General features: G+C 65.6%; 1 pseudogene. It reads right to left on the bottom strand.

The annotated features are described in order from the left end of the window. A pseudogene (locus ACU8YC_RS27480) lies at nt 1-451 on the bottom strand (hypothetical protein); the annotation flags it as partial.

The following is a 451-nucleotide window of genomic DNA, read 5'->3' as shown; positions in this document are numbered from 1 at the left end:
ACCCACTGCAGCAGGAGGATGGCGTCGGCGTCGTTGTTGCCGCTGACGAAGTCGGTCTCGCGGCCGTGCTGCACGTCGTCCCAGGCCTGCTCGAAGAGCTGGCGCATGGCATCGCGGGTCATCTGGTGATGGGCGTCGGCCTTGCGGCTGCGCTTGCCACGGCCGCTGTAGTTGAGGTGCGAGAGGTAGAACTTCTGTACGTCGTGCTCACGCATCAGTGCCAGCAGGGCGGGCAGCTGCGGGTAGTTGTTCTGTGTCAGGGTGGTGCGCAGGCCGACGCGGATGTCGTGCTGGCGACACAGGTCGATGGCATGCATGGAGGCGGCGAAGCTGCCCTTGAGCTGGCGCCAGTCGTCATGCACCGCTTCCAGGCCATCGATGCTGATGCCGACGTAATCGAACCGGGCCGCGGCGATGCGCGCGATGTTGCCTTCGTCGATCAGCGTGCCGT

The sequence above is a fragment of the Citrobacter sp. VF227 genome, from assembly GCF_052950715.1.
This window is presented reverse-complemented; position numbering and strand designations above follow the sequence as displayed.